This window comes from Curtobacterium sp. Leaf154, from assembly GCF_001424595.1.
Lineage (GTDB): Bacteria > Actinomycetota > Actinomycetes > Actinomycetales > Microbacteriaceae > Curtobacterium > Curtobacterium poinsettiae.
This window is the reverse complement of sequence record NZ_LMOS01000003.1, coordinates 133,319-157,681: the sequence shown is the minus strand read 5'-3', so window position 1 is coordinate 157,681 and position 24,363 is coordinate 133,319. Positions and strand designations below refer to the sequence as shown.

Here is a 24,363-nt window from a genome sequence, read left to right as displayed (position 1 = left end):
ACGGCGACCGTGACAGCGGACGCACTGCGCGCACCGCGACCGATCGGCGCGACGGACGAGTGGAGCCGGAGCTACTCACGCCGTGTGCTCTTCACCGACCTGCTGGCCCTGATCTGGGTCGTGTTCGGTGTGCAGATCGCCTGGCTCGGGCTGAAGTCGAACCTGGCGACGAACACCGCCGACCTGCGGCTGAGCTACTTCTCGATCTCCATCGTCGTGATCGTCGTGTGGATGAGCGCGCTCGCCCTGTACGACACCCGCGGCGCACGCGTCATCGGCGTGGGGAGCACCGAGTACCGGCTCGTCGCGGACTCCAGCGTCCGGGTGTTCGGCCTGCTCGCGATCGCAGCGTTCCTGCTGCACGTCGACCTGGCTCGCGGGTACGTGCTCATCGCGTTCCCCATCGGAATCCTCGTCCTGCTGCTCTCCCGGTGGATCTGGCGGCAGTGGTTGGTCGCCCAGCGCCAACACGGTGCCTACTCGGCGACGGTGCTGCTCGTCGGCTCCCCTGCCAGCGTGCTGCACATCGGCCGCGAGCTCGCGCGTTCCCCCGAAGCCGGCTACCGCGTGGTCGGCGCCGTCGTGTCGACGAACCACCGCGGCCTGCTGGCGGGTTCGAGCATCCAGAGCCACGGCGGCTTCGACGACGTCGGCTCCGCGCTGCGTGAGACCGGCGCCGACACCGTCGTGATCACGAGCTCCGACGACCTGCCGCCGGAGCGCGTCCGCGAGCTCAGCTGGTCGCTCGAGCCGGGGCGGCAGCACCTGGTCGTCGCGCCGAGCCTGACCGACATCGGTGGCCCGCGCATCCACACCCGACCGGTGCAGGGGCTGCCGCTCATCCACGTCGAGACGCCGACGTACTCGGGGCGCAAGCTCTACACGAAGCGTGCCTTCGACCTGATCGGCGCAGGCCTGCTCGTCGTCGTCCTGTCGCCGCTGCTGCTCGTGCTCGCCGTGCTGGTGAAGACGACCTCGACCGGTCCGGTCTTCTTCCACCAGGAGCGCGTCGGTCTGAACGGCAGCGCCTTCCGGATGATCAAGTTCCGGTCGATGGTCGTCGACGCCGAGGAACGGCTGCAGGAGCTCAGCGCACTCGACCGGGCCGAGGGGAACGACGTCCTGTTCAAGATGCGGAACGATCCCCGGGTGACCCGTGTCGGCGGGTTCATGCGCCGCTACAGCCTGGACGAGGTGCCGCAGCTGTTCAACGTCCTGGCCGGCAGCATGTCCCTGGTCGGGCCCCGACCGCCGCTGGCGCGCGAGGTCGCCCGCTACGACACACACGTCCACCGTCGGTTCCTCGTCAAGCCCGGCATGACCGGCCTGTGGCAGGTGAGCGGCCGGTCCGACCTGTCGTGGGAGGATTCGGTGCGGCTCGATCTGTACTACGTGGAGAACTGGTCGATCGTGGCAGACCTCCTCATCCTCTGGAAGACCTTTAAGGCAATCGCCAACAGCCGGGGTGCGTACTAGATGGTTGATCACAGCGACGCCCAGTCCGACGGTGAGAACAAGGCCAACCCCCGCGACAACCTGCTGGCCCTTCCCACGGTGCTCGTCGCGGGCGTGCCACTGGTCGCGGTGCTCGGATCGACGATCGTCGACGAACTGAGGCTCATCGCCGACCACCTGGACGACGTGGGGGTGCCGGTGCACTTCGTCAACGCCTACACCGTGTCGTTGACCGCTGATGAGCGCTACTTGCGTTTGTTCCAGTCGGACGGGCTGAACATCGCCGACGGGACGCCTCTCGCTTGGATCGCCCGTCGCGCGGGTGGCCAGGTGGCCCACCTGCGGGGTCCAGACGCATTCCGCGAGCTGCTCTCGTCGGACCCGTCCCACGGCATCCGTCATTTCCTCCTCGGCGGAAGCAACGCCTCACTTGCCCGTCTCGAACAGGCAATCGCGCGGGACTACCCCGATGCAGTGGTGGCGGGATCATTCAGTCCGCCCTTCACCGACTTCGAACCGAGCGATCGAGAACTGATCGACTCGTTGATTCGGGACTCGGGAGCGAACATGCTGTGGGTGGGTATCGGGACGCCCAAACAGGACTACGAGGTCCAGCGACTCGCTGAGCGGCACCCCGCAGTCGTGTTGGCGGTGGGAGCTGCCTTCAATTTCGTGTCTGGAGACGTGGTCGAAGCCCCGAAACTTTGGCGTCGGACGGGCCTGGAATGGTTGTACCGACTCTCCCGTGAGCCACGACGCCTCTGGCGACGGTACTTGCTCGGCAACGTGAAGTTCCTGCTCCTCGCGCTTCGGAGACAACATGGCTGAGGCAGGCGCGGACGTCGTCGTGATCAGCCAGCTTCCCCCGCCGGTGCACGGATCGACGATCATGACGAGGACGTTCCTGGACGCGATTTCTCGTTCCGGGCTGCGGGCGGTCCTCGTGGATCGACGATTCAGCAAGTCGGTCGACGAGATCGGCGGAACCAGCCTCAAGAAGGTCCTCAGCGCTTTCTCGCTCCTGCTCCGACTCGGGAACGCACTCCGACGCAACAGACGCGCGGTGGTGGTCTTCTTCACAACGAACCGGCCGCCGTCGTTCTGGGTCGACGTGATCATGAGCGCAGTACTCCAAGTGCTGCGGCGTCCCTACATCGCCTACGTGCACACATCGGGGTACCGCGAGCTTGCTGATCGAGGCGCAATGCAACGCCGCGGGGTCGCTCTTCTCCTCGGTGGCGCTACCTCCGTGGTCGTTCTCGGAGAGTCGATGGTCGCAGACGTCCGGCGATTCAACGACTCGCTCATCACGATCCCCAACGCTGTGTCGGCAAAGGAGCGGAAGCCCGCATCTGGCTCCGACGCATCGCCGATCGTCTTTTTGTCGAATCTCATCCCCGGCAAGGGTGCTGAGGACTTCATGCGCATCGCGAACCGGTGCCTCGCCAGCACGCCGGGATCGCGCGCCGTCGTGATCGGGCGCGCGTCGTCGGAGGAGTACCTCGATGGTCTCCGCGCGCTCCTTGCCCCGCACGTTCGCGATCGAGTGAACTTCACGGGTGCTCTGTTCGATGAGGAGCGCGACGATGTGCTCTCGACGGCAGCCGTGCTCGTCTTCCCCAGCACCTACCGCTACGAGGCACAACCCTTGACGGTGTTGGAAGCGATGCGGTTGGGCGTCCCTGTCGTGGCTTACGACGTCGGCGGCCTCGGTGACGTCATCGAAGACAACGAGAACGGATTCCTCGTCGCCTCGGGGGACTGGGAGGCAGCGTCCGATCGTTGTCGGGAGATCCTGTCGTCAGAGCGTGATCGCGAACGCCTTGCAGCCGGAGCGCTCGCAACCTCGCGTGAGGGCTTCGGACTCACTCGCTACAGCGCCGCTTGGGCCAAGGTCCTCAAGGCAGGTGTGTGAGGTGACAGGTCGACGGTTCGCAATCGTTCAGGAGTACGTTCCGGCGTACCGCGCGCCACTCTTCGACAAGTTGGCGGAAGCGCTGTCTGCGGAGGGTGATGAGCTCACCGTCTTCGGGGGAGAACCATCGGGCACGCTCGCACAACGACGAGATGCCGTTCGGGACCGCCCGTGGTTGCGCAAGATCCGGCAGCGAGAGGTACGTTTGCTCGGAAAGCGACTGACTTTCCGAGCCTTGCCTCGCGACGTCTGGCGAGCAGACCTCATCGTTGTGGAACAAGCTCGACGGAATCTCGACGTCCCGCTGCTGCTGCTCTGGCCCCGCATGGCGCGGAAGACAGCGCTGTGGGGTCACGGTCCCGACGTCGTGAAGGTACCGTCCCGCCTCGAACGCCTGTACAGCCGCCTGATAACGCGGAAGGCCGCCTGGTTCTTCGCGTACACGCCATCAGGTGCCGAGTGGGCAGCCGGGATCGGTCGAGATCCAAGGCGGACCACGACCCTGTACAACAGCATCGACGTGGGGCAGTTGCAGGAGGACCTCCGATCCGTCATGACGACGACGTCTGAGCACCAGGTGTGCTTCATCGGCGGCCTCGACGTCAGCAAGAAGATAAGCGAGCTGATAGCGATCGGTGAGGCTGCGCACCGTGCGGACCCCGCCTTCCGCCTGGCGGTCGGGGGCGACGGACGGCTTCGAAGTGTGGTCCAGTCCGCCGCTGACCGGCTTCCGTGGCTCGACTACCGCGGCGCTGTTTCCGGGCGGGCGAAAGCGGCCATGCTCCGCGAAAGCGAGTTGCTCCTGCTTCCGGGTCGAGTCGGCTTGGCAGCCATCGACAGCCTCGCAGCAGGCCGACCGATCGTCACACTCGCTTCTTCACTGCACGGACCGGAGTTCGGCTACCTCGAGCCCGGCCGGACCTGCGTCGTGTCTGATGGTATCGAGGCCGCCGCCCGGTCGGTCGTGATGCTCCTTCGCGATCCGCAGACGCTCGCGACGATGCAAGACAGCTGCCGCCGGGCGTCTCAGAAGTACTCCATCGAGAACATGGCGCAGTATTTCCACAGCGGTCTTAAGGAAGCGGTCAAGGACGACGATGAGTAAGTTGCACGTGATCGTGGCCAGCCACAACCGCGCTGAGACCACCGGAACCGCGTTGCGTTCGCTCCACGAAGCAGCTTCCGGTGCGGGCATCGAGTACGACGTCACGTTGTTCGACGACGGCTCATCAGATGACACCATCGCACAGGCCAACGCTGCCGTGGACCTGCTGATGGTGCTGCAAGGTGACGGTTCGGCCTTCTGGGCGTTGTCCATGGCCACTGCTGAGGCAGCGGTGCTGGCACGGAACGACGTCCAGGACGACGACTGGTTGCTGTGGTTCAACGACGATGTCCAGCTCGAGCGCTTCGGGTTCCGTGCCCTTTTCGAAGCGGGATCTCGTCTGCCGGGGGGAATCCTGATCGGGAGTACCGTCGACCCAGTTTCGGGCGAGCTGACGTACGGAGGCCTCCGCCGGGCGGGAATCCACCCGCTCTCGTTCGCTCTCGTCGAGCCGCCAGAACGCGTCGAGGAGGCGGTGCGAGTCGACGCGTTCAACGGCAATGTCGTGCTCCTACAGGTCGATGTCGCTCGGGTGGTCGGACCGATCGACGGAGGGTTCAGCCACGCGTACGCGGATGTGGACTACGGGATGCGGGCGACTTCGAGGGGTGTGCCGATCTGGGTGGTCGGGGGGACGGTCGGTTCCTGCAGCCGGAACCCGACCGTCTCGCATCGATCCATCATCACCGCCTGGCGCTCGTTCACCAGTCAGAAAGGCGCGGGCAATCCACGCTCGCTGCGGCGTTACCTGCGCCGGCACGGTGGGCGCTCGTGGTGGTTCTTCTACACAGCGTCCTATGCGCTCTGGTGGCTTCGGACCCTCCGCCGTACGATTCGCGACAAGGGGGCAAGCCGATGACGACCTTGCTCTTCCTCGTGGTGGCGATCATCTTGATGGTCCTCGCGATCGGCCTGGTGCGGATGCAGCCGCGCATCGTCTACTGGGCCGCCTCCCTGTACGCCGTGACGGCCTGGGAGTACCCGAACTTCGGAACGATCGGGACGTTCGGTGGCACGACCATCACCCTCGGCGACGGGCTTGCAGTGAGCCTGATCGTCGCGGGACTCCTGGACGCTCGGGCCGTTGTCCGGCGCTTCCCACCTGTTGCGGTCATCGCCGGTGCGGTGCTCGTCGCACTGCTCGCGATCTCGCTCGTGCACGGGATCGCGACCTTCGGGCTCGGCGTCGCCGTGAACGAAGCACGTGGGTTCTTGTACGTCCTCGGGATATTGTTTTGGGCTGTGACGCGTCCCTGGCCGCAATCCGAGGTCGTCTACGCGGAGAAGTTCTTCGTCATCGTGCAGGGTGTCGGTCTGTGCGTCGTCGGCCTTTACCACGTCGCGCGGTACGGGTTGGGCGGGACCGCGGACTTCGTGCTCGTCAGTGGAGAACTCAGCCAGACTGGCCGGCCTCTGGTCTCGGGCCAAGCCCTGCTCCTCACGCTCTGCGCAGTCCTTGCCCTCCGGCTCTGGCAACGCAATGCTCAGGCACGCTGGTTTTGGTTGTTCGGCTTGTTCATGGTGTTCGTGATAGTCAGCCAGCAGCGGACTGTTTGGGTGACGGCCCTCGCAGTCGCGGTCGTTCTCCTGCTTCGCGGACCTCGCGCGCTTCGCCAGAAGCTCGTGCTGCTCTTCGGGGTGCTCATCGTCGGGGGCGTCCTGGTGTCCGCTGCTCAGTCGTCGTCGAGCAGCATCGCGGCGGAGTTCGCCGGGTCAGCATCGAACACCGGGACGTACTCCGCGCGACTCACGAGCTGGATCGGGCTCATCGTGCAGTCGGTGAGCGAGGGCGCGCTGACTGTCCTGTTCGGAGCACCCTTCGGTCACGGTTTCGGCAGATTCGAGGGCGTTGGTCGATGGGTGGTCTTCGCCCCGCACAATTGGTACGTCACCGTGTACCTGCGGGAGGGGCTGATCGGGCTCGGTGCGATGTTGGTCATCTTCCTGCCTCGGTTCTTCGCAGGGTTCAGGGCCAACCGCGACGTGTTCTTGACAGCTGTGCTCGTGTGCTTCCTCGTCTACGGTTGGACGTACTCATGGCAGTGGTGGACTTGTCTGCCCCTCGCCCTGGCGTTCCTCGACCGTGACTTCCCCGAGGCGATCTCCCCGGAAGTACCCGCGTCCCGCGGCTCGCGGCGGCTTGAGGTGCACGGGTGAAGCCCAGGATTCGGGTCCTGCACGTCCTCGGGGATCTCAAACCGAGTGGCATGGAGCGAATGCTCGTATCCGGAGCACAGGAGTTCGAAACGGCGGGTGTTGACGGTCATGTCCTCGGCGTGGGCCGGCAACACCCGTTCGAAAGCGCGATCCGGGACGCTGGCTACTCGGTGACCACCACCGACCGCGCGTTGCACACCACCGCTGGGCGCGAGGTGCTGCGGCACCTCCTCACTGACATCGAGCCGGATGTCGTGCACATCCACACCGAGGGCCGGTACTTGCAGACAGTTCTCGCCTTCCGGAGGGTGAATCGGAGACTCCCCATCGTGAGGACCATCCACAACGTGTTCGACGCGCGCGGTCGATGGTTTGTGCGTCGTGCCTTGCAGGCGGTCGTCGCTGACCGATTGATCAGTGCTCTGATCGCTCCGAGCCCTGACGTGGCGGGGAATGAGATGCGCTTCGGCCGTCGGCCCCAGGTGATCTTCAACTGGGTGGAGGACAGGTTCTTCGATCTGGCGCGTCAGCGCGCCGAGTCGGCGGTTGCGCCCTCAGCCCCGATCGTCATCGTGGGGAACTGCTCGAGGATCAAGAACCACGAAATCGCACTCGAGGCAGCGCTCCTCGGGAACCTCCGCGTTGCCCACGTCGGTTCCGAAGAAGATGCCGGGCCCGTTGAAGAAGAGCTCCTCGAACGTCTCGAGCGAGCAGGACTCCTCGTCGCTCGCGGGGTAGCTGATCCGGGAGAAGCGCTCGTCGCTGGGCGCGTGTTCGCGATGCCCAGCCGTCACGAGGGCATGCCCGTTGCGCTTGCCGAAGCGTTGGTCGTCGGCCTCCCCGCGATCGTTTCGGACGTTCCGGGGCTCCGGTGGGCCGTGGGGCAGAGTGGTGTCGTCGCACTCGCAGAACGGGAACCGGCGAAGTGGAGCGAACGTCTCCGAGCGGGAGCCGTGGCGAGTAGCGGTCCGACGATCGACTTCCATGCCGCCAGGGGAGTCGCCGAGTACACAGCGGTGTACCGAGCCACCACCACCACCAGCACCACCAGACGACGAAGAAGGGCTGCCCCGTGATCCGAGGAGTGCTGACAGGCATCCGGCGGCGGCGGTGGTTCCGTGCGCTGCCGACGACCGTGTCCTGCGAGCGCGGCCTGCGCTTCGGCGCACGCGTCCGTCTCTGGGCGCCGACGTCGCTGACCATCGGCTCGGATGTCCATCTCGGGTCTGACGTCCGTATCGAAGTCGACGGCAGCATCGGCGACGCGGTCCTCATCGCCAATCGGGCGGCCATCATCGGTCGACGTGATCACGACATGACGGTCGTAGGGGTCCCCATCACAGCGAGTCCTTGGGTTGGTGACACTCCGACCCTCAGCGCCGTCACGACGATCGGAAGTGACGTCTGGATCGGGTTCGGAGCGATCATCTTGTCCGGCGTCACGGTCGGGGACAGCTCCGTCATCGCGGCTGGCTCAGTCGTCACGCAGGACGTCGAGGCGAACACGGTCGTCGCCGGCAACCCGGCAAAGGTCCTCAGGCCTCGATTCCGCGAAGGAGAACTGAGCGCGCACTGGGACGTCTTGCGAAGACAGGGTGTCCGGCTCGCCGTTGACAAGGCGGCAGGTGCACCCGATGCCTGAATCATCGCCACGGATCTTCTACGTGCCGAACGAGTTTGGCGGTTTCCGGCAACTCGGCTTTCGTGATCCGCTGGAAGCGCTGGTCAGGGCTGGTCGCGTCGCTTCACTCGCAACCTTCAGCGTCCTGGACGCGATCCGGAACGGTGGAGACGCCGAGCGTCACCGTGCGGAGCTCGTGCGACGGGTGTCGGATTTCCGCCCGGACATCCTGCTCATGCAACACCTCGGACACACCGGACTGCGTCGGCAGCACTTCGCGGCCCTGCGCGCAGCCTGTCCCGGTGATTTCATCTACCACGAGGCCGACCCTTACTCGAGGTACCTTCATCCGATCCCTCCCGAAGCGAAGGCGGCAGGCAGGGCCGCGGACGTCGTCTTCACGGTGGGGAGCAGCGGGTTCAGCGAGAACTTCCGCAGGGCGGGGAGCGCAGACGTCCGCTGGATCCCTTCGGCCTACGAACCGACGAGGAGCGCCAACTTCGACCGACCGATCCGGAAGGACCGCCCGTACGACGTCGTCATCGTCGCCAACCGGAATCGTCCTCGGCTCCGGGGTCTGCCGGACTGGCGGGAACGCATTCGATTCGTCGAGTTGATGCAGCAGCATTTCGGAGACCGGCTCGCTGTCTTCGGGAGAGGCTGGGACGGAACGACAGCCAAGGGGCCCGTGCCCTTCGAAGCGCAGGACGAGGCCATCACCTCAGGCTGGGTCAGCGCCAACTGGGATCACTTCGCGGGCGAAGCGTCCTACTTCTCGAACAGGCTGCCCATCTCGCTGGCTGCAGGGTCGATCCATGCGACGACCGAACACCCCGGGTACGACGAGATATTCCCCGCGAGCAGCAGCCGATTCCTGTTGCGTGGACGGACGCCGGAGGCCCTCATCGGTTCCATCGAGCAGGTGCTGGCCGAGACGACCACGACCGACCGCCTCGACGCGATCGCCGCAGGCCGTCGCTTCGCTGACGAGTCCTTTCGACAGGACGATCTCATGGTTCAGATGCTGAACTGGCGCACCCGGTGGATTGACCAAGCGGACGCCCACGCGGTTTGGGGCCGGACGAAGGGAGGACGGCCGTGAGGATCGGACCGATCAGTACGCTCCCCCTGCGTGCTTCGCTTCGGATCGAGCGGGGCAGGAACGCCAACGAGCTTCGCAGGAGGAGCGTTGGCCGAACTGCGCCCGGGGACTGGACACCTCCGCGAAACTTGCTGGGACTCCGTGTGCGCATCGATCCGTACCCCGATCTCGGCCATCAGCTGTCGACGTGGATCGCGGGTTACCTCTGGTCCGCCGATCTCGGGGTGCCGTACCTCGGAGGGGAAGTGACGAAGGACACGAAAGGGCTCTTCGACCTGGCGCAGCTGACTGCTGCCGCACCGTCCGAGAACGTGCTCGAGCATCGCCTCGCCGCTACTGGGTTCGAGACCGACGATTGGTCGCTTCACGCTCTCCAAGGATCGACGAGTCGTGCAGCACCTCGTTCGAGCCGTCCGTGGATCGGGCGCCTGGCGTTGGATCAGCGGCGCTGGGACCAAACGCCGGCTGCAGAACCGCTCCGACGCGCAGTCCTCGGGGGTTACCTCGGCGACCATCTCCAGAGCCTCGAGTCGAGTGCGGACTACATCGCTGTCCACGCTCGGCGCGGCGACATCGGCCCTCAGTCACATCCCGACCGCTGGATCGGTCTCGACTACTACGACCGCCTGATCAACGAGATCAGGGGCGTGCCAGCTCTCAGCAGCATGCCGATCAGGCTCTTCACATCGGGCGACGCTGCAGACCTGCGCGACCTGGAGCAAGTCGGAGTGTCGATCAGCGACGGAGGTGAGCGCGATCAGGACTTCATTGAGATTGCGGCAGCTCGGGTGGTCGTAGCGGCACCGAGTTCCTTCGGTTTCCTCGCCGCGCTCGTGTCGCGGGCTCCCGTCATCGCTCGGACCCCCTGGTGGCACCATGTGCCCGACTCCGGCCGCTGGCTTGCCTACCAGGAGGACAAGGGCCTCGATACCGCTCGTCTCGGCCGTCTGGTCGCGGGTGCCTCTTCGTGACGTCGAACGGGCGACGCCTCATGGCGGGGGCATCATGGGTCTACGGGCTGCAACTCCTCACCGTCGTCGTGCAACTCGGCTACGCGGCCCTCACGTCGAGGCTCGCTGCTCCCGGCGTCTTCGGTGCGTACAGCGTTGCGCTTTCCATCGCGGCACTCGTCAACCTCCTGGGTTCCGGTGGACTGTCGCAGACGGCCGCTCGTGCACCTGATGCGGAACGTTCGTCGACACGGCCCCTCGCGACCTACGCGCTGCTCCTCGGAGTGGCGGCGGCACTCTTCACCTTGGTCACAGCCGATCTCTGGAGCGCATTCTGGGGCGCTCCAGAGGCCGCCGGCGCAGTTCGTCTCCTCGCCTTGAGCGCGCTGGTGATGCCGTTCCTCAGCTTGAGCACGGGCCTCCTGCGCCGCCAGGGCGCTTTTCGTGAGATGGCGATCGCCACCTTCTGTTCCAACGTCGTCGGAATGGCCGCGGGTGCCGGAGCGGTGCTCCTCTTCCGAAGCCCGGAATCACTCGCCGTGTCGGCAATCATCGGACAGTGGGGGACCTTGCTCTGGGCGGGCACCCGGCTCCGCGGTGATCTCGTGCCAGGCCGACTCGCCCTCCGGTCCGACAACGTCAGCTTCAGCACCAAGCTGGTCGCGGTCTCGGTCTTCCAGTACATCTCCGGCAACGCCCCTCGGTGGAGTGTCAGTCAGTTCGTCGGAGCCAGTGTGCTCGGGGCGTGGAACCGCGCTGATGTCCTCTCGACGATCCCGTTCTCGCAACTCCAGAACGCGTTGATGCAGGTGATCTACCCGGAATTCCGTCGTTACCAAATCGGCTCGTCGGCCGCGAGAGCCGCATGGCTCGACATGCTGAGCCTCGTTGCCTGGTTCACGTTGCCGTTGGGTGCAGTCATCGCTGGAGTGGGACCAGAACTCGTTCACGTGGCGTTGGGGCCGGGGTGGGGACTCGCAGCTCAGATCCTTCCTCTGCTCGCCGTTCTCGGAGCTGTCCAGCCCTTGATGGTGCTCCTGGCCGGTGCGCTCGAATCAGCGGCGCTGTTCCGGGCCATCTGGATGTCCGAGGCCATCGCATTCGTTCTCAGTGCCGTCGGGGTGGCGATGGTCGCAGTCCACCAGCAGTACGTCTTCGCCCTTGTGGCGCTCATCGCAGCGACGGTCGGGAGGCACGTGGTCCACATCTTCGCGGCCCGTCGAGTCCGAGCGATCCGTCTCCGGCGACTCGTGCTCGGATATGCCCAGCCCGCCGCATTCGCGCTCGTGCTCTACTTCGCGCTCCTCGCGCTCTTCCGCGACTCATCAGTCTCACTCGCAAACGTCGCCGGTGGGAGTGTCGGGCTCGTCCTCCTTGCAGGGTGGGTCCTCGTTGCGCGTCGAGCTTTCCCACCACTTGAGATCCTTCGGCGCCGGGGGATCTTGGGGCGTCGCGGCAAGGCCGCCTAGTGGGCCACCGAAGCCCGGTTCGACGGGTGACCGAGCCTTACCCTCGTACGGTAGATTCGGCCACTCAGGAGACGGGTCGCGCCGCGGCGTGGACCGGGTTTCCCTCCACCATGAAGGGTCGACAGTGAAGCCCATATTCCTCGTCTACACCTTCCAAGACGCGGAACACCTCCGGGAGCTCGTCGACGCCTTGTCACCGCACGAAGTGATCGTGCATGTCGATGCAAAGGTCGAACTGTCGGCGTTCAGGCGAGCTGTTGCGGGCAGGTCCAACGTCCGGATGATCGAGGACAGGGTCCAGGTCAACTGGGGCGGCTACTCGCAAGTGCGGGCCATCCGGAAACTCGTGGAGCGAGGTCTCGAATTCGCAGACGACGATGACTACCTGATCCTGCTCTCCGGGTCCGACTATCCCCTTCGCGCAATGGGCGAGCTGATCGCGCAGCTAGTGGACCACCCGGGGCGGCAGTACCTCCGTGCTTTCGAGATATCGAAGAGCGAGCAGAAGTACCGTAGCCAGATCGACCGCCGTCATCACCGCGACCTACGTCTTCTGTCGACGCGGACGAACAACAGGGTCCTCCGGAAGATCCGGAACGGACTCATACGGATCATCGACGGCCCCTTGAGCATGCGGCGGGCTCCGCGCGTGCCTGACGGACTTCGAGTGGGCCACGGTGGGACACACTTCGCGTTGACCGCCACCTGCCTTCGCGAGATGGAGGCGCTGGTGACGCCGGAGGTCGAGCGTTACTTCGCGTCGATCTTCTGTCCGGAGGAGAAGTTCTACCAATCGTTGATCATGCAAACGCGGTTCGCGTCGTCGACCCCAGCGGGTGGCTTCGAGGACTACGTCGGGCCAGGGAACTGGCGGTACGCCAACCTGCATCTGATTGATCCGACTCTCATCCGGGTGTTCACTGCGGAGGATTGGCCACTGGTGGCCTCCAACGACGCGTTCTTCATCCGCAAGATCGTGTCGGGCCCCAGTACGGCTTTGCGAGACAAAATCAAGGCGGAGCGGCTCTGAGCCGCACGTTCGAATCAACGACGTGAAGTAGAGGACCAAGTTGCGTAAGAAGGCCTTGATCACAGGCATCACCGGACAGGACGGCTCCTACCTGGCCGAGCTGCTGCTCCGCAAGGGGTACGAGGTGCACGGACTCATCCGTCGTGCGTCCACGTTCAACACATCGCGGATCGACCACCTGTACGTGGACCCGCACAACCCCGATGCCAAGTTGTTCCTGCACTACGGGGACCTCGGTGACGGTGCGCGGCTCGTCAGCCTGCTCAGCGAACTGAAGCCCGACGAGGTCTACAACCTCGCCGCGCAGTCGCACGTGCGGGTGTCGTTCGACGAGCCGGAGCACACCGGCGACGTCACCGGTGTCGGCACGATGCGCATGCTCGAGGCGGTCCGCGTCTCCGGCATCCACACGCGCTTCTACCAGGCGTCCTCGTCCGAGATGTTCGGTGCCACCCCGCCGCCGCAGAACGAGGAGACGCCGTTCTGGCCGCGATCCCCGTACGGCGCAGCGAAGGTCTACAGCTACTGGGTGACCCGGAACTACCGCGAGGCCTACGGCATGTTCGCGGTGAACGGCATCCTGTTCAACCACGAGTCGCCGCGTCGCGGTGAGACGTTCGTCACCCGCAAGATCACCCGCGCCGTCGCTCGGATCAAGGCCGGCCTCGAGGACCACGTGTACCTCGGCAACCTCGACTCCGTCCGCGACTGGGGGTACGCCGCCGAGTACGTCGAGGGCATGTGGCGGATGCTGCAGGTCGACGAGCCGGACGACTTCGTCCTGGCGACCGGCGGTGACTTCACCGTCAAGGACTTCCTGACGACGGCGTTCTCCCACGCCGGGCTCAACTGGGAAGACCACGTCCGGTTCGACGAGCGCTACCTGCGGCCGAGCGAGGTGGACGCCCTCGTCGGTGACGCCTCGAAGGCCAAGGAGAAGCTCGGCTGGGAGGCCACGGTCGACACCGCCGAACTCGCACGGATCATGGTCGACGCCGACATCTCGGCGCTCGAGCACGAAGGCCGTCCGTGGATCGACAAAGTCCGACTCGAGAGCTGGGGTTCCTGATGTCCACGACCGACTTCACCCCCGGTCCAATCGACCGGTCCGATCGCGTGTACGTCGCCGGGCACCGCGGCCTGGTCGGCTCGGCGGTCCTCCGCAAGCTCGAGTCGGAGGGATTCACCGACCTGGTCGGGCGGACCTCGTCCGAGCTCGACCTGAAGGACCGCAGCGCCGTCTTCGCGTTCTTCGCGGAGCAGCAGCCGAAGCACGTCGTGCTCGCCGCCGCGAAGGTCGGCGGGATCATGGCGAACAACACCTACCCGCACGACTTCCTGAGCGAGAACCTGCAGATCCAGGTCAACGTGATGGACGCCGCGGTGGAGCACGGTGTCGAGCGCCTCGTGTTCCTCGGCTCCTCCTGCATCTACCCGAAGATGGCCGAGCAGCCGATCCACGAGGACGCGCTGCTCACCGGCCACCTGGAGCCCACCAACGACGCGTACGCCATCGCCAAGATCGCCGGCATCCTGCAGGTTCAGGCCGTCCGCCGACAGTTCGGTCGTCGGTGGATCTCGGCGATGCCGACCAACCTCTACGGCCCGGGCGACAACTTCTCGCCGACCGGCTCCCACGTGCTGCCGGCGCTCATCCGCCGGTACGACGAGGCAGCCCGCAGCGGTGCGTCGACGGTGGAGAACTGGGGGACCGGGTCGCCCCGCCGCGAGTTCCTGCACGTCGACGACATGGCGGCTGCCGTGTTCCACCTGATGGAGCACTACGACGGTCCTGACCAGGTCAACGTCGGGACCGGTTCGGACGTCACCATCAAGGAGATCGCCGAGACGATCGGCAAGATCGTCGGTTTCGAGGGTGAGACGGTCTGGGACACCAGCAAGCCGGACGGGACGCCGCAGAAGCTGCTCGACGTGTCGAAGCTGGCGGAAGCCGGGTGGACGGCGCAGATCGGGCTCGAAGACGGGCTCCGCAGCACCATCGACTGGTACCGCGAACACGCGGATTCCGTCCGTAAGTGATGGGTGCTGGACCCACGGAACCGTAGGATCGCTTCATGTCCGACCAGCCCGAGTCGCGACGCACTGCAGCACGCCGGGGGTCCAGGGCCCGGATCGTCCTGTGGGTCGTCCTCGCCCTTGTCCTGCTGCTGATCCTCGCCGTCGCGTGGGTCGGTGTGCGTGGCCTGCTCGCGAAGGGGCACCTGGAGCGTGCCGTCGGGGACGTCGACACGCTGCGGACCCAGCTGACGAGCGGCGACACCGGCGCTGCCCAGAAGACCGCACGCCACCTGGAGGACGAAGCCGCGTCGGCTCGGTCGCTGACCGGTGACCCGGTCTGGGGTGCGGCGCAGGCTGTGCCGTTCTTCGGAACCAACCTGCGGGCCGTGCGGGACGTGTCGGTCGTCGTCGATGATGTGGCCCGCGATGCTGTCAGCCCGGTGGCCGGAGTCGTCGGGAAGCTCGGGTCGGACTCGTTCGCGCCGAAGAACGGCCGGATCGACCTGCAGCCGATCGAGGATGCGCAGCCGGCGGTCGCGAAGGCCACCAAGACGCTCGAGCAGGCGCGCACCGACGCGGCACGGATCGACACCAGCGGAACCCTGTCGCCGGTCACCACCGCCGTGGGACAGCTCCGGAACGCGCTGTCGACTGCCTCCGAGCAGGCGGTCGCAGCGAACCGCATCGTGCAGCTCGCGCCAGCCATGCTCGGTCACGACGGGGACCGGAACTACCTGCTGCTGTTCCAGAACAACGCCGAACTCCGAGCCGGAGGCGGGATCCCCGGCGCAGTGGCGGAACTCGAGGCGAAGGACGGATCACTGCATCTGTCGGCGCAGGCCTCGAGCGGAGACTTCGGGCCGTACGACCAGCCAGTCCTGCCCTTGACCGCCGACACGCGTGGGCTCTACGGCAACATCACCGGCGAGTACATGCAGGACGTCACCCTCACGCCGCGGTTCGACGTCTCGGCGAAGCTCGCGCGGGAGATGTGGAAGCAGAAGTTCGGGCAGCAGGTCGACGGGGTCATCGCCATGGACCCGGTGACGCTGAGCTACATCCTCAAGGCGACCGGTCCGGTGCAGCTGCCGACCGGTGACACCCTGACGTCCGACAACGCGGTGAAGCTCCTGCTGAGCGACGTCTACGCGAAGTACCCCGATCCGGTGGTGCAGGACGCGTTCTTCGCGTCGGCCGCCGGCGCGGTGTTCGAGAAGATCTCGTCGGGCGGGTTCGACACGAAGGCGTTCGTGTCTGCGCTGACCCAGAGCTCGGACGAGGGCCGTCTGCGGCTCTGGAGCGCCGACAACGCCGAGCAGCGCAGGATCAGTGGGACCCCGGTCGCCGGTGAGCTCCCGACGGCGACCGCCGACTCGAGCCAGTTCGCCGTCTACCTGAACGACGGCACCGGCGCGAAGATGGACTACTACCTCGACAAGAGCGTCTCCGTCGGCAGCTCGGTGTGCCGCAAGGACGGTCGCCCCACGTCCGTCGTGCAGATCACGATCAAGAACACCGCGCCGGCCGATGCCGCGACGAGCCTGCCGCGGTACGTCACCGGTGGCGGCGACTTCGGCGTGGACCCCGGCAAGATCAAGACCCTGCTCGCCGCGTACGCGCCCGAGGACGCGATCTTCCTGGGCGCGACGAAGGACGGCAAGACGACCGCGGTGCAGACGGCCACCGACGGTGGGCACCCGGTCGCGCAACTGCAGACACTGCTCGCCCCCGGCGAGAGCCTGACCTTCCGGGTGGCCTTCCTCGGCGAGGCGAAGTACGCGAAGGCAGCCGTGCAGGCGAGTTCCACTCCAGGCGTCCAGCAGACGAAAACGAAGCCCCTGACGTTCGACTGTCAGCAGCCACTCGCCACTCGGTGACGGCAGAACCTCCGCAAAACGAACCGGCACGTTGCCCCCACTCCGAGGGGCGCCGGACGATCCTGTTCGAGCGCAAAGACTCTTGATCTCACGCACAGCGCACGTGTGTGGCGTCGCTCAGGCCGTCTCATCAGGGCTTTCGGTCGGTTGATGCCGGAATCGAGCGACCGCGCCGCTGCTCGTCCCGCCGATGTCGAGGGTGAACACACGTCGACCAGTGACCAAAATCCACGTGATCTGGCACCAAGCTGGGAAACTCCGCTAGATTGAGTCAACATCGCCATCACAACCGCCATTTCTTTGGCTGGGGTCAACCACCGGCGAACAGCGGGCTCTGGGTGTCAGGGTCTGGATATTCAGATCTTTAGGGGAACCATTCATGAAGAAGCTCATCGCAGCGGTGGTGCTGGCTGGCGCCGCACTGCTCGCCACTCCGGCCGTCGCCAACGCCGCCGGTTACACGCCTGACTCCGACGTCTCCGTCTCCGGCAGCGCCGTCGCCGGTGGCACCGCGGCCGTGAACTTCACGCCGGGTGCCTTCCAGGACAACGAGACCGTCAACGTCCAGGTCACCGGTGCCGGTGCGGTCACGCTCGGCGCGCTGCCGACCACGACCGTCTCGAAGACCTACACGGCCGCCTCGGATGGTTCGCTCGACGTCAAGGTCACGTTCCCCCAGGGCGCCTCGGGCACCTACAACCTGACCGCCACCGGCGCCACCTCGGGCGTCGTCGGCTTCGCGGCCTTCACCGTCGCCCCGGCTGACGCTGCTGCGGTTCCCGCAGCCGGCGCCGGCGCTGGCAACGGCACCGACGGCACGCTGGCCTTCACGGGTTCGACCGTCTCCGCCCTGGCCCTCTGGGTCGCCGGTGGCGCAGTCGTCCTCGGTGGTGGCCTCCTGCTGGTCCGCGGCTCGGTCCGCCGCCAGCGCGAGTCCGTCTGAGTCTCGACACACTGAACGAAGCCCCCGGAGCACCTGCTCCGGGGGCTTCTTCGTGCGCGGGGATCGTCGTCAGCGACGCCGGGCCGCACGGCTGAGGAGCAGCACGCCCGCCACGGCCCCCAGGAGCGCCCCCACGCCGTTCGCGACGACGTCGTCGATGGTCGCGGTGCGGGCCGGCAGGAACAGCGCCTGGCAGGTCTCGATGCACGCGCTGACGACGAGCCCCGTGGCGATGGCGGCCCACCACCACCGTGCACCGGCGAGCAGCACCACGAGCAGGCCGAGCGGCACGAAGTACACGACGTTCGCGAACGACTCGACCGCTGCGTAGTCGATGCGGTCCGGCAGCCCGTGACGGTGTGCGGCCGCGAGCGCACGGGTGAGCCACGGGCCGCCCGAAGCGTCGACGGGGGAGCCCCAGAAGCCGACGAGTGCCAGGGCGACGCCGTAGGCGACGGCCAGCCCCGTCGCGAACCGACGGCTGCGCCAGGTGGCGGGTGCGCGGTCGTCGACGCGGGGCTTGTCGGAGGTCACATGCCGACGCTAGCGAGTCGCGCCTCCAGACCGGTGATCGCACCGTTTCGTCCCCCGATCGCGTCGATCCGGAAAACGAGTACCCCGATCCTGGCCCTGTACCCCGGAAGTGCGACGCACCTGCCCGGAAATCCGGGGCTGGCCGATGGGTCGCATTGACGGAACCCGTGAATCCACGGGCCTCGCTGGCGATCCACGCGGCTGTTCTCGTAGCGTTCTGGTGTCAGCAGATGTACCCCGGATCGTGAAGGAGAGCGACATGAGCATCACCGTGAACAACGCGACGCAGGCCGAGGTCACCCTCGACACCGAGACCGTGGACACCATCGCGATCCTCGAAGCCGACGCAGAGCTCTCCTCGCGCCCGAAGCGCGCCAAGGTCACCTGGGTGCAGGAAGACCAGGGCGAGTGGATCGCCGGTTACGGCGGGTACTTCGGCGGCAGCGTCGACAAGCGGGACGACCGCTACGTGGCTTCCGACACCTTCGGACTCGTCGTGGGCGAGTTCGCCTCCCTCGAAGAGGCACAGACCAAGCTCGAGGACCAGCTGCACGTCATGCTCCCGCCGGTCATCCGGCCGGTCGAGTGACGACGGCGGACACCAAGACCCCCGGCGTCGACCGCGACGCCCGCACCACCCGGAACCACCGGCGCCACCCAGCACGCAGCACAGCACGAAGGAGCAGCACCATGAGCACGACCGTCGCCCACCGCCAGCAGGCCGAGGTGACCCTGGACACCCAGACGATCGAGGTCATCGCCGAGATCGAGGCCCAGGTCGTGGCTCCGGTGCAGGCAGCCCCCGTCCACATCACGTGGGCGCAGGCCGACACCGGCCTGTGGGTCGCGAACTACGGCGGCTACTACGGCGGCACCGTCGACCGTCAGGGCACCCACTTCTTCGTCGCCGACACCTTCGGCCAGTACGTCGGGGACTTCCGCTCCCTCGATGAAGCGAAGGCGCGACTGACCGAGCGCCTGCACGTGGTGCTGCCGGACGTCATCCGTCCCGCCGCTTGATCTGCTGCTGACCGATCGCTGATCCTCGAACCCCCGCCGGCATGCCGGCGGGGGTTCTTCGCGTCTGCGTGCCAGCCCTGCCCTGTCCGCGCGGGGCGCGACCCTACGCGACGGGCTCGATGAGCTGCGGCCCGTCGTTCCGCACGCTGTTCACCGTGCGGGAGACCTCGTACTGCGCAAGTCCCGCGGCCACCGTCAGCGACTCGTGGTCGAGCAGGGCCAGCAGGTCGTCGGTGTGCAGGTCTCCGCCGAGCCAGTCGTCGTAGCCGTCGGGCGTCAGGAACGCCGGCATGCGGTCGTGGACCTCGCCCGGAGCGACGTGGGCGTCACGGGTGATGATCGCGAGCGACAGCCGCCACTTGTCCGGGTCGCCCTCGGGCTTCGTGGGGTCGGGCCAGGCGCTCACGACGCCGGCCATCGCCAGGGCGCCGCCGGGTTCGTGCACGAAGTGGGGTTCCTTGCCGTCCTCGCGCACCACCCACTCGTAGTAGCCCTGCGCCGGGACGATGCAGCGGTTCGTGGCGAAGGCCCGCTTGAACATGCCGCTCGTCGCGACCGTCTCGATGCGCGCGTTGATCGGTTTCGGGCGCTGCTTCTGGAAGTCCTTCGCCCAGCTCGGCACGAAGCCCCAGCTGATCTGCGGCAGTTCGCGTTCGCCGTGGCGCTGGCGGACGGCGTACACGGGGTCGGTCGGGGCGACGTTCCAGCTCGGGGCGAGGCCGGGGTGCACCTCGCCGGTGTCCTGGTCGACGTGCTCGGTCCGGGCGGCGAGCTCGCCCATGAGCTCGGGCAACAGATCGGCTGTGGTGTCGGAGACGACGAACCTTCCACACATGCGCCCAGTGTGCCCGTCGCCGCCGACAGCGGTGCGGTGCCGTTCCTGCTCACGAAGTGGGGCGTGCGGGCGTCTCGGGTGCGGGCTCGAGGGACTCGGCGGCCACGCGGGCTCGTTCGGAGCGGCCGATGCGGACGAAGTACTCCGACAGCCCGACTGTGTACGCCGCGATCGCGAGCACGTGGAAACCGCTGGCGGCCCCGAGGACGAACGCCCCGAGGGCGGCGACGAGACCCGAACCGAGCAACGGTGCGACGCGGGCGAGCATGCCGATCAGCCCCCGCCGCAGCAGGACCGTGTCGGTGCGGACGATGTCGCGGTGCTCCGGCAGGACCGGCACCGGACGACGCTGCACGTACAGCTGCGTGGCACCCCGCGCGGCGAGCTGCCACGAGGGCCGCACCTGCCGGCCGTTGATCGTCGTCGAGGGGTCCGGCGGCTGCCACGTCGGGATGCACGCGAACGTCAGGAGCCCGACGCCGAGCGCCAGCAGCACCATCGCGACCACGCTGCGGACCGGAGTGGTCCCCGTCCAGTCGACCCGGGCCTCCAGGACGGCCATGCCGACCAGCGCGACGACCGCTGCGACGCCGGACCACACGGCGGCGTGTCGCACGCGTGCCGGATCGAGCACGTCCGTGACGTGCCGACGGAAGACCTGCCAGCCGAGCGTGAACACGGCTCACTCCTCCGGCAGGGCGAGCTTGCTGCCGATCCGTGCGCCGGGACGGCCGCGCGGTGGCAGGGGCGGAGGGACCGGCGGGAGCGCTTCAGCCTCGACGCGGAGCTGCTCCTGACGACCGAGGGTGCGCAGACCGCCGATGCCCGTGGTCGCGCCGGTGATGCCGAGGAAGAACCAGAACAGCGGCAAGCGGGACAAGCCGGTGTCGGCCGAGATCGCGGCGACGTCGAGGATCACCACGGCGAGCAGGGTGGCCGCGCACCCGGTCAGGAGCAGGAGGCCGCCGAGCGCCGAGCGGACGAGCAGGTCGCGGGTCTCCGGCAGCCGGTCGAGGACCGCGTCGCGGTGCTTCGGGTCGACCGGGGGTGGGTTCCTGCGGTGGTACCGGGCAACGGCCTCCTGCGTGCGCCACCCGATGCCCGGGATCGGCGCGATCGCCCACCCCTTCGGCCCGGACGGCACGCAGGCGGCTGCGAGGCACCCGAAGCCAACGGACAGGAGCAGGCCGACGACGACCCTTCCGGCGGGCGGGAGCGGAGTGGCGTCGAACGCGTCCGTCGTCAGCCCGAGCACCACCAACCCGACGAACGCCACGACCACCGCGATGCTGCCGACGAGCCGGATGCGGCGGCGGCGCCGGGCGTCGACGAGTGCGGGGAGGCGCTCGCGGAACACCTGCCACCCGATCTTGAACACTCATCATGTCTACCCGGTGCTGGTGCGGGGTGTCTGCGCGCGCTTTGCGTTCAGTGAGCAGAAGACGTCGGGTGCTGGCGGGGACTCGACGTCTTCTGCTCACTCGATGCGCGGCGTCCCGAGCCCTGCGCCCCGGCCGCGCCCGCACCCTCCCCACCCGGACACGCCCGAGCGCGCGCCGCCCGGAGCGCCCGCGCCCGCGACGTGGTGCTGCCCCTCAGCGATCGTCCAGGCGGGCACGGTGACCTCGGACCATGAGTCTCGACATCGTCTACACCGCCGCTGCCCACGCCACCGGGGGCGGCCGCGACGGGCACGTCCGCAGCGAGGACGACCGGCTCGACCTCGACACCCGTCCGCCCAAGGAGATGGGCGGCAGCGGCGAGGGCACGAACCCCGAGCAGCTCTTCGCCGCCGGGTACGCCGCGTGCTTCCTCGGTGCGCTGCACGCCGCCGGCAAGGAGCTCGAGCTCGACACCACCGGCGCCGAGGTCTCCGCCGAGGTCGGCATCGGCGGCATCGGCAACGGGGGCTTCGGCCTCGCCGTGGAGCTCGACGTCTACGCCCCGAACGCCCCGCAGGAGCAGCGGCAGCGTCTGGCCGAGCGCGCGCACGAGATCTGCCCGTACTCGAACGCCACCCGCGGCAACATCACGGTCACGCTGTCCATCGTCGACTAGCGTTCCGCCGGTGGTCCAAGACGAGACGCGCTGCCCCTGCCTGAGCGGCAACCCCTACGGCGAGTGCTGCGGCCCCCTGCACGCCGGGGCGGTGGCGCCGACCGCGGAACGGCTCATGCGCTCGCGCTTCAGCGCCTTCGCGCTGGGCCTGCCGGAGTACCTGCTGCTCACCTGGCACCCGCGCACGCGTCCGGCGGGCCTCGAGTTGGATGCGTCCCAGCGCTGGACACGGTTGGACGTGCTGGCGACCACCTCGGGAGGCCCGTTCGACTCCCACGGCACTGTCACGTTCCGCGCGTGGTGGCGTTCCGACGACGAGCGCGGCACGCTCGAGGAGACGAGCGACTTCGTCCGCGAGCAGGGACGATGGTTCTACGTGGACGGGGTCGTCGCCTGACGGCTCCGCACCACGCCAGCTGACAGGAGCCCACATGCCCGCACGCGACCTCACTCGCTTCGGCGAACGGACCACGGCCGCCGAGGTCGTCGACGGCCTCGACCTGACGGGGCGCACGGCGATCGTCACCGGTGCTGCGTCCGGCATCGGCGTGGAGACCGCCCGAGCACTCGCCGGAGCCGGGGCCCGCGTGACGCTCGCGGTGCGGGACGTCGAGGCCGGCCGACGGGTGGCGGACGACATCGCGCGGACGACGGGGACGGACGCACCGGCCGTCGTCGAGCTGCACCTGGACCGGCCGGCCTCCGTCGAGGCCTGCGCCGCGGCGTGGTCCGGGCCGCTCGACGTGCTCGTCGCCAACGCGGGCATCATGGACGCGCCCGAGTCGTCCACGCCCGCCGGGTGGGAGTCGCACTTCGCGACCAACCACCTGGGGCACTTCGCCCTCGCGCTCGGGCTGCACGACGCCCTTGCCGCCTCGGGTTCGGCACGGATCGTCTCCGTGTCGTCGAGCGGACACGGGGGTTCGCCCGTCGTGTTCGACGACCTGTTCTTCCGCCGACGTCGCTACGAGCCCGGACTCGCGTACGGGCAGTCGAAGACCGCCAACGTGCTGTTCGCCGTCGCTGCCGGCCGACGGTGGGCCGCCGACGGCATCACCGCGAACGCCCTGATGCCCGGCGGGATCTGGACCGGGCTGCAGAAGCACTGGGACCCGGCGGTCCTGGCCGCCACGAAGCTCGCCGCGGCCGACGCCGTGAAGTCCCCGGAACAGGGAGCCGCGACCTCGGTCCTGCTCGCCACCGCACCCGAACTCGACGGGGTCACGGGTCGCTACTTCGAGGACTGCCACGAAGCAGCGGTGGTGGAGCGGATCGAGGACGGCCTGCACGGCGTGCTGCCCTGGGCGCTCGATCCCGACCAGGCCGATCGGCTGTGGGACGTCTCCGTCGCGCTGCTCGATGCCGAGGCGCGGTCCCGCGGCTGACCGAGGGCTGCCCGGTTCGGCTAACCGCTGATGACGGCGGGCAGGTCGACCGCGGTGCGCATCGCCCGGCGGACCCCGGCCTCGTTGGGGAGCAGCTCGTCCTCGTCGCCGGTCAGGAAGAACCGGATCTGCCCGATCGCCTGCTCGGTGAGCATGTCGAGGCCGTTCAGGACCAGCCCCCCGGCCTCGGTCCAGCGGCTGGCGACCGCGGTCGGCCACGGTTCGTAGGCGACGTCGAACAGGACGGCGTCTGGTCCCGACGGCCGGACGTCCAACGCGTCGGCGGCGGCGCCCGGCAGCGTCGACAGGACGAACCCGTGGTGGGTGCCCGTGAGTTCGGTCAACGGGTGGACCTCGAGCGTCACCCCGAGCCGGACGGCCAGGTCGACCAGCGGGTGCGTCTTCGCGGTGTCGCGGACGAACACCCGCACGAGCGAGGCGCCGAGCCGCACGGCAGCGGTCAGGGCACTCGCCGCGGTGGCGCCGCCGCCCAGGATCGTGGCCTCACCGGGCAGGTGTCCGAGCGCCTCGACCGGTCGGACGAGGCCCTGGACGTCGGTGTTCGCGCCGGCTCGCACGATCGTGGAGCCCTCGTGGCGGAACGCGACCGTGTTGGCGACCCCGAGCTCGTCGACGAGCGGGGTCGTGCGGTCGAGCAGCGGCAGCACCTCGCGCTTGAGCGGCATCGTGAGGCTCAACCCACGCCATTCCGGACCCAGCCCCGCGACGAACGCGGCGAGCCCGCCGGACGCGACCTCGTGCCTCCCGTACGTGAAGGGCAGGTCGAGCGCATCGTAGGCCGCTGCGTGGAGCGTGGGCGAGAGCGAGTGCGCGATGGGGGAGCCGAGCACCGCGAGGTGCGTGCGGCCTGGTTCGGTGAACGCCACG

At 67.8% G+C, this 24,363-nt stretch carries 26 protein-coding genes; 21 read left to right on the top strand and 5 right to left on the bottom strand.

The annotated features are described in order from the left end of the window. Positions 1–9 precede the first annotated feature (9 nt). The 16 genes from ASF75_RS05450 (at position 10) to ASF75_RS05375 (ending at position 17,643) form a co-directional block, all read left to right on the top strand. Positions 10–1,476 (top strand): sugar transferase, encoded by a 1,467-nt coding sequence (locus tag ASF75_RS05450; RefSeq protein ID WP_231564076.1) that lies wholly within the window; start codon positions 10–12, stop codon positions 1,474–1,476. Next, a complete protein-coding gene (locus ASF75_RS05445; protein ID WP_017886304.1) occupies positions 1,477–2,283 on the top strand; it encodes a WecB/TagA/CpsF family glycosyltransferase in 807 nt (268 codons plus the stop codon). Then, complete coding sequence (locus ASF75_RS05440; protein WP_017886303.1) at positions 2,276–3,370, top strand: glycosyltransferase family 4 protein; 1,095 nt, start codon at positions 2,276–2,278, stop codon at positions 3,368–3,370. Before ASF75_RS05445 ends, ASF75_RS05440 begins: the two co-directional genes overlap by 8 nt. After that, positions 3,363–4,475: a glycosyltransferase family 4 protein gene (locus ASF75_RS05435; RefSeq protein ID WP_235517537.1), complete on the top strand. Its 1,113-nt coding sequence runs from the start codon at positions 3,363–3,365 to the stop codon at positions 4,473–4,475. Before ASF75_RS05440 ends, ASF75_RS05435 begins: the two co-directional genes overlap by 8 nt. Continuing rightward, a complete protein-coding gene (locus ASF75_RS05430; RefSeq protein WP_017886301.1) occupies positions 4,468–5,334 on the top strand; it encodes a glycosyltransferase family 2 protein in 867 nt (288 codons plus the stop codon). The genes ASF75_RS05435 and ASF75_RS05430 overlap by 8 nt, the downstream gene beginning before the upstream one ends. Further along, positions 5,331–6,632: a hypothetical protein gene (locus ASF75_RS05425; protein WP_042539119.1), complete on the top strand. Its 1,302-nt coding sequence runs from the start codon at positions 5,331–5,333 to the stop codon at positions 6,630–6,632. Before ASF75_RS05430 ends, ASF75_RS05425 begins: the two co-directional genes overlap by 4 nt. Then, on the top strand, positions 6,629–7,708 hold the full coding sequence (locus tag ASF75_RS05420; RefSeq protein ID WP_017886299.1) for a glycosyltransferase: 1,080 nt from the start codon (positions 6,629–6,631) through the stop codon (positions 7,706–7,708). Before ASF75_RS05425 ends, ASF75_RS05420 begins: the two co-directional genes overlap by 4 nt. Next, positions 7,705–8,274, top strand: coding sequence for an acyltransferase (locus tag ASF75_RS18290; RefSeq protein ID WP_269429903.1), 570 nt, complete (start codon positions 7,705–7,707; stop codon positions 8,272–8,274). Before ASF75_RS05420 ends, ASF75_RS18290 begins: the two co-directional genes overlap by 4 nt. After that, positions 8,267–9,355, top strand: coding sequence for a hypothetical protein (locus tag ASF75_RS05410; RefSeq protein ID WP_152427178.1), 1,089 nt, complete (start codon positions 8,267–8,269; stop codon positions 9,353–9,355). The genes ASF75_RS18290 and ASF75_RS05410 overlap by 8 nt, the downstream gene beginning before the upstream one ends. A 143-nt stretch (positions 9,356–9,498) precedes the next feature. After that, positions 9,499–10,326, top strand: coding sequence for a hypothetical protein (locus ASF75_RS05405; RefSeq protein WP_017886296.1), 828 nt, complete (start codon positions 9,499–9,501; stop codon positions 10,324–10,326). After that, positions 10,323–11,774, top strand: coding sequence for an oligosaccharide flippase family protein (locus ASF75_RS05400; RefSeq protein WP_152427177.1), 1,452 nt, complete (start codon positions 10,323–10,325; stop codon positions 11,772–11,774). Before ASF75_RS05405 ends, ASF75_RS05400 begins: the two co-directional genes overlap by 4 nt. A gap of 124 nt (positions 11,775–11,898) precedes the next feature. Then, positions 11,899–12,804, top strand: coding sequence for a beta-1,6-N-acetylglucosaminyltransferase (locus ASF75_RS05395; RefSeq protein WP_017886294.1), 906 nt, complete (start codon positions 11,899–11,901; stop codon positions 12,802–12,804). A gap of 40 nt (positions 12,805–12,844) precedes the next feature. Continuing rightward, positions 12,845–13,873 (top strand): GDP-mannose 4,6-dehydratase, encoded by a 1,029-nt coding sequence (gmd, locus tag ASF75_RS05390; RefSeq protein ID WP_017886293.1) that lies wholly within the window; start codon positions 12,845–12,847, stop codon positions 13,871–13,873. Beyond that, positions 13,873–14,844 (top strand): GDP-L-fucose synthase family protein, encoded by a 972-nt coding sequence (locus ASF75_RS05385; RefSeq protein WP_017886292.1) that lies wholly within the window; start codon positions 13,873–13,875, stop codon positions 14,842–14,844. The genes gmd and ASF75_RS05385 overlap by 1 nt, the downstream gene beginning before the upstream one ends. Before the next feature lie 35 nt (positions 14,845–14,879). Next, entirely contained in the window at positions 14,880–16,700 is a 1,821-nt protein-coding gene (locus ASF75_RS05380; RefSeq protein ID WP_017886291.1) for a DUF4012 domain-containing protein, read from the top strand. A gap of 379 nt (positions 16,701–17,079) precedes the next feature. After that, positions 17,080–17,643 (top strand): hypothetical protein, encoded by a 564-nt coding sequence (locus ASF75_RS05375; RefSeq protein ID WP_017886290.1) that lies wholly within the window; start codon positions 17,080–17,082, stop codon positions 17,641–17,643. Between the two features lie 69 nt (positions 17,644–17,712). Here ASF75_RS05375 and ASF75_RS05370 read toward each other — a convergent pair whose 3' ends face one another. Then, positions 17,713–18,177, bottom strand: a complete 465-nt coding sequence (locus ASF75_RS05370) for a VanZ family protein (RefSeq protein WP_056069421.1) — start codon at positions 18,175–18,177, stop codon at positions 17,713–17,715. Between the two features lie 259 nt (positions 18,178–18,436). Between ASF75_RS05370 and ASF75_RS05365 the strand changes: the two genes are divergently transcribed. After that, positions 18,437–18,766 carry a hypothetical protein gene (locus tag ASF75_RS05365; RefSeq protein WP_056069418.1) on the top strand — a complete coding sequence of 110 codons (330 nt, stop codon included), beginning with the start codon at positions 18,437–18,439 and terminating at the stop codon, positions 18,764–18,766. Between the two features lie 101 nt (positions 18,767–18,867). Then, complete coding sequence (locus ASF75_RS05360) at positions 18,868–19,197, top strand: hypothetical protein (protein ID WP_231564075.1); 330 nt, start codon at positions 18,868–18,870, stop codon at positions 19,195–19,197. Positions 19,198–19,300: 103 nt separating this feature from the next. On the opposite strand, the gene ASF75_RS05355 is transcribed toward ASF75_RS05360, so the two are convergent. From ASF75_RS05355 to ASF75_RS05345, 3 genes are read right to left on the bottom strand one after another with little or no spacing between them, the layout of a single operon-like run. Continuing rightward, positions 19,301–20,032 (bottom strand): SOS response-associated peptidase, encoded by a 732-nt coding sequence (locus ASF75_RS05355; protein WP_040419122.1) that lies wholly within the window; start codon positions 20,030–20,032, stop codon positions 19,301–19,303. A gap of 49 nt (positions 20,033–20,081) precedes the next feature. Continuing rightward, positions 20,082–20,711 (bottom strand): hypothetical protein, encoded by a 630-nt coding sequence (locus tag ASF75_RS05350; RefSeq protein WP_056069415.1) that lies wholly within the window; start codon positions 20,709–20,711, stop codon positions 20,082–20,084. A 3-nt stretch (positions 20,712–20,714) separates the two neighbouring features. Continuing rightward, positions 20,715–21,410 (bottom strand): hypothetical protein, encoded by a 696-nt coding sequence (locus tag ASF75_RS05345; protein ID WP_056069413.1) that lies wholly within the window; start codon positions 21,408–21,410, stop codon positions 20,715–20,717. A 254-nt stretch (positions 21,411–21,664) separates the two neighbouring features. On the opposite strand from ASF75_RS05345, the gene ASF75_RS05340 reads away from it, so the two are divergent. The 3 genes from ASF75_RS05340 to ASF75_RS05330 are packed head-to-tail and all read left to right on the top strand — an operon-like array spanning position 21,665 to position 23,475. After that, positions 21,665–22,090, top strand: coding sequence for an organic hydroperoxide resistance protein (locus tag ASF75_RS05340; protein WP_017886283.1), 426 nt, complete (start codon positions 21,665–21,667; stop codon positions 22,088–22,090). A gap of 10 nt (positions 22,091–22,100) precedes the next feature. Further along, complete coding sequence (locus ASF75_RS05335) at positions 22,101–22,487, top strand: YchJ family protein (protein WP_056069410.1); 387 nt, start codon at positions 22,101–22,103, stop codon at positions 22,485–22,487. 34 nt (positions 22,488–22,521) lie between these two features. Continuing rightward, on the top strand, positions 22,522–23,475 hold the full coding sequence (locus ASF75_RS05330; protein ID WP_056069407.1) for an SDR family NAD(P)-dependent oxidoreductase: 954 nt from the start codon (positions 22,522–22,524) through the stop codon (positions 23,473–23,475). A 20-nt stretch (positions 23,476–23,495) separates the two neighbouring features. Here the strand turns inward: ASF75_RS05330 and ASF75_RS05325 are convergent, their stop codons facing one another. Continuing rightward, positions 23,496–24,362, bottom strand: coding sequence for a shikimate dehydrogenase family protein (locus ASF75_RS05325; RefSeq protein ID WP_082509515.1), 867 nt, complete (start codon positions 24,360–24,362; stop codon positions 23,496–23,498). Between the last annotated feature and the right edge of the window lies 1 nt (position 24,363).